The organism is Marinococcus luteus (assembly GCF_900106595.1).
In the GTDB taxonomy this organism is placed as follows: Bacteria; Bacillota; Bacilli; order Bacillales; family Marinococcaceae; genus Marinococcus; species Marinococcus luteus.
This window is the reverse complement of record NZ_FNNC01000013.1, coordinates 1-4,833: the sequence shown is the minus strand read 5'-3', so window position 1 is coordinate 4,833 and position 4,833 is coordinate 1. Positions and strand designations below refer to the sequence as shown.

At 41.8% G+C, this 4,833-nt stretch carries 5 protein-coding genes; 1 reads left to right on the top strand and 4 read right to left on the bottom strand.

Going from position 1 to position 4,833, the window contains the following annotated elements; translation table 11 throughout:
- From BLV22_RS14760 to BLV22_RS14750, 3 genes are all read right to left on the bottom strand, one after another.
- Positions 1-296 (bottom strand): hypothetical protein (locus tag BLV22_RS14760; RefSeq protein ID WP_143030995.1); only part of this gene is annotated, 296 nt, incomplete at its 3' end.
- Positions 297-306: 10 nt separating this feature from the next.
- Complete coding sequence (locus tag BLV22_RS14755) at positions 307-1,290, bottom strand: protein rep (RefSeq protein ID WP_091616866.1); 984 nt, start codon at positions 1,288-1,290, stop codon at positions 307-309.
- A gap of 301 nt (positions 1,291-1,591) precedes the next feature.
- On the bottom strand, positions 1,592-2,860 hold the full coding sequence (locus BLV22_RS14750; RefSeq protein WP_143030994.1) for a plasmid recombination protein: 1,269 nt from the start codon (positions 2,858-2,860) through the stop codon (positions 1,592-1,594).
- Positions 2,861-3,267: 407 nt separating this feature from the next.
- Between BLV22_RS14750 and BLV22_RS14740 the strand changes: the two genes are divergently transcribed.
- Positions 3,268-3,744, top strand: a complete 477-nt coding sequence (locus BLV22_RS14740) for a hypothetical protein (protein ID WP_091616860.1) — start codon at positions 3,268-3,270, stop codon at positions 3,742-3,744.
- A gap of 294 nt (positions 3,745-4,038) precedes the next feature.
- Here BLV22_RS14740 and BLV22_RS15135 read toward each other — a convergent pair.
- Positions 4,039-4,833, bottom strand: a 795-nt coding sequence (locus tag BLV22_RS15135) for a hypothetical protein (RefSeq protein WP_091616858.1), incomplete at its 5' end; no start/stop codon positions are given.

Below are 4,833 nucleotides of genomic sequence, written 5' to 3'. Positions count from 1 at the left end.
GACTCCATTGCTTTCCCGACGGCATCGCGGTTTACTGCCGAAATTCCTGCTTCTCGAAGAGGCTGGGCTTTTCTGAAAGACTCCATTGCTTTCCCCACACCATCGTGATTTATCGCAGGAGTTCCTGCTTCCCAAAGAACATTAGAACTTTTAAAAGAATTCATCCCATTTTTCAAAACATCTTTATTTCTCCAAGCACTTAAACCTTGTTTCTTAAGTTCGTCAATTGAAATAGAGTCATTATTCATACGTTCAAAAAAACCAATATAATGTTTGGACAAATTATAATGACTCAAAAAACTCCTCCTAATGGATTAAATATTTCTTTTTTTGCCAATTCCATATTGCCACAATGCTGTAGGCAACTTCTTCAGCTTCATCTTCATCCGTATGAATTAAGTCTGCTTCTTCATCGTCAACCTCATCCATATGCAGTTCTTTATGAACCTCTTTTAACAGACCACCATACGAAATCAAACGCTTTTGTCGAAGCCCTTCCTCCAGATCCTTTACCACCTGCAAATTTCGATCCCGATCGTCTGTCATATAATCCGTACTTTTCACGGGATATTTAGCTGTCTCATCCACCGCCGAAGCAATGTCTGATTTTTCCCCGTTCTTTGGCTTGATCGCCTGAACATTCACGACTGGCGTATAATCCAGCTTCATCGCTTTCTGCCAAAACTGGGTCCATTCGTTCTGCTTTATATAATTATCCTGATTCTTAAAATATGTGCTTTCAACGCATAGCAATACATGCAGATGCTGGTTATACGAATGATCTTTCGGATTGACCGTTACCTCCGATGCTCGCATAAAACCAATCATGTTTTTCGCGACTTTTTTATATTGGACCATCTTACGAAAGCCCCGAGCCATTTCTGACAGGTTTTGGTTCAATTCTTCTCCGTCATACACATTCTTCACCGTTAAGGTTAGAAATAACCACCGTGCTTTCGGCTTTCTTCGAATCACCTCAGCCACAATTTTTTTGGTCTGCCCACTATGCTTCATTGCTCTCCTCCAGTTACATATTTGACACAACCTGGATTTACAAAACCATGCATGGGCAAGCGTTAAATAACCTTCATGATCCACGTTGAAATCAAGCACCGTACCACACTGTTGAACTCTCGATGCTTTATTAAATTCGAGGATATGTAAAAGTTCAGCATAATCGAGACTGGCGATTTTCTTTTCTTTCCACGGTTGTTCTTTTCCGTTCTTTTTTTGATCTTTTAGAGTGATTGATTTTTCATGTTGGGGTAGTGTACGATATGGGTATAATATGACAAAGAGCTCCCTTCTGCTTACAGTTTTTGTGTGGTAACTCAAACTTAGCAGAGGGGCTTTTTGTTTTCAACCAACCTTTTCATCCCGATTACGCCTAAAACCCCTGATAAAACAGTTATTTTATTAGATTAATCAACCTACAAAAAAAATGACGTTGTTTCTATATGTATCAAGATAAGAAGGAACTGATTTTCGCTTCGCTCAATCGTTCCTAAAAACAATAAACCAACTGAGAAAAAACAATAAAATATTCATTTTAAAATATGCCTGGAGGAATATATTCCTCCAGGCATATTTTTTACATTCCTAAATCCGGTCCACGTCCCCGGCTTTTCTTTTGTTGCTGCTGTCGCTCTTGTTGTTTTTCTTGAAAGACTTGATTCATAGCTTTTTGTTCATCATCTCGCTTCAAATTGGTCGGATATTTTTTTAAGTTCAGAGATTCAACGGCCTTCCCTTTGGCTCGACCAACCATATCCGCAAACTGCTGTTTTTGATTCGAGAACTGCTCCTTCAACAAGTCAAAAGCTCGATGCAAAATCTTATTTTCTTTCTGCAGCATCTTTTTATCTTCTCGAAGTTGCTCATTTTCCTCCTTCAGATTGTCGTTTGCTTCCTTTGTCCTATCCAAATCACGTTGCATTTGTCCGTTCGTGAATTTCATCCTCTCATACTGATCCTTGATCTTGAACGATCCATACGCCATGTTATGCAATTCATCATAATCCTCTTTGGGCATTTCTACTCTATGGGCTCCTGCGAAGCCCATAGAACGCTTTTCTTTCGTTTGAGAAATGATACGGTCAAAATTTTGCTCAAACTCCTTCATGGGCTCCAGAATCGCCTGTTTATCTTCGATCTGTTGCTCCAGGTCTTGGAGCTCTTTGGTCTTCGCTTTGAAGTCATTCATGTCCTCGTAGTCATTCGTTCCCACGAGCTCCCGATCAATACCCCGAGCATTGATTTTTTCTTCTAAAAATCCAATCTCTCGTTCCCGCCAGTCTTCAAACGGGTGCGTCTGATTCAACGTTGCATCCTGCTGCTTGATCGCCCGGTCAAACGACACCTGCGTATCCATCCCTTTTTTGTACCCCGTAGCCACTGGCACAAAGTTCATATGCATATGTGGGCTTGCTTCATCATCATGAATCACCGCATTGTACATTTTCAGTTGGGGATTCCGCTGCTGGAAATCCTGGAACCATTCCTGGAGCACGTCCTTCGCCATTTCCCGGTTGGCCTCATTGTCCTGGAACTGGTCCTGCTCTCCGATCTGCACAATCATTTCCTGTTGGGGTCTAGTCTTTTTACTTTGCTGTACATGCTTATAGTAATCTTCAATTTTTCGGTCCCGCCGTTGCTGTTTTTCGTTATACCGATCTTTCGCTGCTCCAAACTCTCGCTCATATAATTCCCGAAGATCATTCTTCACCAAGTAGACATTCCGATCCGATTTCGAGAAATCAATGTGATCATTTCGTTCTTTTCCTCGTTCCGTGAACTCCCGATTATTATGTTTAATATTGGTCTTCCTCGTATCCTTTTTGAGGGAGATACTCATGTCCATTCCGATCACCTCGCTACCTCTGAGGCTACCAGATATTTGTTACTTTGCCAAAGTAACGCTTTCTGAGTTTTGACAAGTGTGTCAAAACGAAAGCGCTCTGCGAGGCAGTCGGCTCCGCCGAGCCATGCTCCGCATGGCCAAAAAAAGACCGCCCCTTTTTGAAAAAAGGGGCAGCCAAAAACTTTCTTTCTACCTCCGGTGGCTCTGTCGAGGACGAAGCAAAAAGGGAAAAAAGTGTTTTTCCTTTTTGCTGTCGCCAAGAGCCTGGAAACCACAACGTTTCGTCAACTCCTTATCCTCCCTACGGTCCGGTACCGTTGACGAAATTTCAATAACTTGTCAATATTTACAAAATATGTTTTATTGTTGAAAGAATAGATTTAAAGCAAAATTACAGGAGGTATTCCATGATTAGTAATACCAAAAGTAAAATGCATTCTAAATTCAAAAAATTGATGATTCCAATTTTCACTTCTATTTTTGCTCTTGGAACACTAGGATTTAACCCAAGTACCGCAGATGCTATTTCGCCACCTTCAGCACCTGACGGTTACACTTACAATCCAAGTACCAGTGAAAAAGAAACTACTAGTAGAAGTCCTCAAGGAGAAGAGGAAACTACCGTAGCAACAATACTAGGTGTAACATCACTTGGTGGCAGCGGTGTTGCTTTGAGAACTCTAAGTACTCTCGGCTTTACTTCAGGTATAGTAAGTGGAGAAAGAGCTGCAAATGACACCACAACATATACCTATGCAAAATACGTATACCTTGATGATAATCCTACAAGCAGTTATGGTGGATTTTACATTGTCGGTATCCAAAACAATGATACAGGAGAAGTACAATTTGGAGAGAGACAACGAATAGGAACCGGAGCATAAAAAACCCCTTTAGAGGGATTTCAAAACGAAGCCAAAAAGGGAAAAAAGTATTTTTCCCTTTTTGGCTGTCTCCAAGAGCCTGGAACCCATAAATCGTCGTCAATTCTTAATCCTCCATTGGCTTCGCCAAAGTCCGGTTACATTGACGGCCCCTCTCACGTGCAGCCACCAATTTTGCTCCCTGCACATCTCCAACAAAAAAGACCCCAAGGGCTAGTTAGTTTACCCTGGAGTCTTTAGATGCTCGAATACTCGAAGCACTAATCTCTCAATTCTTACTTCACCATATTAGCACTATTCTTCTTTTTCTAATTCAGAAACTTTGCCGTATTCTACTCCCGCATAAAACAGTAACAAAGTGCTCACTGCCTGAGGTTCATTACCCGAAAAAGCAAAAGCTATGATTATTGGTAAAAATATAGCAATCCACTCTACATAGACAGTCGATAAAACATTATAAGGTGCAGATGTATCCTTATCGCTAGATACTTCTTCTACATAAAAATCTGATTCACTAAATTCAAAATCTCTTAAAGCTTCGCCAAGTGACGGCAAACGAATTTCATAGGAAGGCAAACTCTCTCTAAAGGATTCAACTACTCCAGCACGAGCTACACTAAAATCTGGAGCACTGAAAGAACTTATTGCTTTTCTCAAGGCATCATTATTTAGTGCTGATACCCCTCTGAAAGACTCCATTGCTTTCTCTATCGCATCACGGTTTACTGCCGAGATTCCTGCTTCTCGAAGATACTGGGTTTTTCTAAAAGACTCCATTGCTTTCCCGACCGCATCACGGTTTACTGCCGAGGCTCCTGCTTCTCGAAGAGGCTGGGTTTTTCTGAAAGACTCCATCGCTTTTCCTGCAGCATCACGGTTTACTGCCGAGATTCCTGCTTCTCGAAGATGCTGGGCTTTTCTGAAAGACTCCATCGCTTTCCCGACCGCATCACGGTTTACTGCCGAGGCTCCTGCTTCTCGAAGAGGCTGGGCATTTCTGAAAGACTCCATCGCTTTCCCGACCGCATCACGGTTTACTGCCGAGGCTCCTGCTTCTCGAAGAGGCTGGGTTTTTCTGAAAGACTCCAT

What these genes read in the sequence shown, in the direction of transcription:
- BLV22_RS14750 (WP_143030994.1), bottom strand. Translation starts at nt 2,860, where the DNA reads ATGGACATGAGTATCTCCCTCAAAAAGGATACGAGGAAGACCAATATT.
- BLV22_RS14740 (WP_091616860.1), top strand. Translation starts at nt 3,268, where the DNA reads ATGATTAGTAATACCAAAAGTAAAATGCATTCTAAATTCAAAAAATTG.